2 protein-coding genes and 1 pseudogene are annotated in these 2,149 nt (G+C 67.0%); 1 reads left to right on the plus strand and 2 read right to left on the minus strand.

Annotated features, from left to right (window positions below; all coding sequences use genetic code 11):
- Together AB4Y84_RS19905 and AB4Y84_RS19910 are read right to left on the minus strand one after the other, a co-directional pair.
- Positions 1–87 (minus strand): annotated as a pseudogene (locus AB4Y84_RS19905) (PadR family transcriptional regulator); the annotation flags it as partial.
- 94 nt (positions 88–181) lie between these two features.
- Positions 182–1,657: a hypothetical protein gene (locus AB4Y84_RS19910; RefSeq protein ID WP_442250752.1), complete on the minus strand. Its 1,476-nt coding sequence runs from the start codon at positions 1,655–1,657 to the stop codon at positions 182–184.
- Positions 1,658–1,781: 124 nt separating this feature from the next.
- Here AB4Y84_RS19910 and AB4Y84_RS19915 point away from each other — a divergent pair.
- Positions 1,782–2,149: peptidylprolyl isomerase (locus tag AB4Y84_RS19915; RefSeq protein WP_442250753.1), on the plus strand; the 368-nt coding region annotated here is incomplete at its 3' end.

A 2,149-nucleotide genomic window follows, 5' to 3' on the forward strand; every position in this document is an offset into this window, starting at 1 on the left:
GGCCAGCACTGCCAGCAGGGCCAGCGACACGGTGCCGGCGCTTAGCTCCTTCTGGAACTTCTTCAGGTGGACATCGTCCTCGGACATGACCGGCCCTCCACTACGTTGAAGTCAACAGTAGTGCGAAGTTCGGTATAGCGAATGTGTCGTTAGTCACTCTGCCGGTTGGGCACCGGCCGCGTCAGGCTTGGCGGACCGCCTCGGCCAGCCGCTGTGCCATTGCATTGGAGAGGTCGTGCCCACCGTGTTCAAGGCGGGTCAGCAGGGCCTGTCGGCGCGCTGCCGACAGCGGTGAGTAACCCTCGCTCACACGAAGCCAGTTCTCCACCAGGCGCAGATGCCATGCACGTTCGTCATGCCTCTGCGGTACCGCGTCCAGCAGAAGTTCCAGATGCTGCCACAACGGCATGTGGGGCAGCAGCCGCAGCAGCCCGGTCTGAGCCACCGGGGAAGGACCGTCGTGGCAGAACGCCAGCAGCCGGGCGGCGTCCAGTTCGGCTACCCAGTCCGCCTGTGCGTGGGTCAACAGTTCGTGGATGCTTCGCCCTGGCTCCTCCAGCGCAACGCGCAGCAACGCCAGGCCTGCGCCGCCCTCGGCCCGTATCCAGCCTCGTACACAATTCCGCCGATGGCGCGCCGCCACCCGTGGATACAGCGACCGCAACAGTGCAACGTCCTCAGCGACGGCATGGTCGGCCAGCGCTTCCAGCGCCACGCGCCAGCGCCCCGCTGTCTGCTGTGCCAATGCATTGCGCCACAGCTCGATGGCCGGCGTTGCGTGGCGCTGCCGCACCAGAAATGCCGCCAGACTGCGGACAGCCCGTGCACGGTCGAACAGTGCATCCTCGACGAACACGTCGATCCCCTCCACCTCATGCGCCACCAACGTACGCAGGGCCGACGCGCGCACTTGGCTGGAGGGAGCCGTCAGCGCGCCCCTGCACTGCTCCAGCACCTGCGATGGGTCGCCCTCATCGAGAAGGTCCTGGAAGGCCATGCGTGCAATGCGCGGATCGCTGTCCCGCAGCGCGCGCGCACGGATCGCCACACGCTCCGGGTGGACATCGAAGGCGATCGCATGGGCGCTCAGCCGCGTACGTGAGTCACGATGGACGAGCAGGCCACCCAGCACTGCCCGCTGCGAGGGCGCCGACAGCCAGCCCTCCAGCGTATCCCTGCGCCAATCGGCATCCACCCGCTGCGCATCCTGCAAGCGAACCGCCAGCGGCCACGCTGCCAGCACGTCGTCGATGCTGCAGCGGGACAGCAGAACTTCCACCACCTGCTGGGCTACAACCCGCACCTCGGGGACCCAGTCATTGCAGCGCAGCAACGCACTGGAAAGCGTCAGATGTCCTGCAAGGGCGTCCATCCGCTGCAGCGCCGCCTGACGCGTGCGACCATTGCCGTCCGCGCCGGCGAGAAACAACGCAGCCGCCTGCACTGCGGCTGGTGCCTGCGGACTGACCTGAAGGCAGTCGAGCAGCTCACTGTTCCGCGGCGCCCACCAACTGCGCCGGCGGCCATCGAGATCGACGAGCATCCGTGGCGACTGCGAATGCAGCCAGCCGGCACCGTCTTCGCCGGGTTCGATATAGCCTTTCAGATAGCCATCGACCACCGCCTGCAGTTCGGCCCCTGGATCCAGCATTGGCATTTCGTGCATCCATGCAAAGGAAGCACATCGTGCCGCAGGGGCGGCGCGACAGCCAGTCTGCAGGATTGGCGCAAGAGCAGCGACTCGCGCAGAATCGAGGCCTCGTTCATGCTCCGGGGATCCCATGTCGCACCGCCGCCGTCTTGCCCTGACCACTCTCGCCCTCGCCTTCCTGCTGCCCGCACTCGCCAGCGCGGCCACGCCCTACCGCAGCCCGCAGCAGATCCTCGACGCATCGGCGGCCAGCGACTGGCGCACGCCGGACCCGGCCAACCTGCTGTACATGGACCTGCCGGCCGGACGGGTGATCATCGAACTGGCGCCGCAGTTCGCCCCGCGCCATGTCGGCAACATCCAGACCTTCGCCCATGAGCACTTCTGGGACGGCACCAGCATCTACCGCTCGCAGGACAACTTCGTGGTGCAGTTCGGCGATGCCGACGCCGACGATGCAGCCAAGGCCAAACCGTTCGGCAGCGCGCAGCGCAAGCT

It is taken from the genome of Stenotrophomonas sp. 2YAF22, from assembly GCF_052114665.1.
Classification (GTDB): domain Bacteria; phylum Pseudomonadota; class Gammaproteobacteria; order Xanthomonadales; family Xanthomonadaceae; genus Stenotrophomonas; species Stenotrophomonas indicatrix.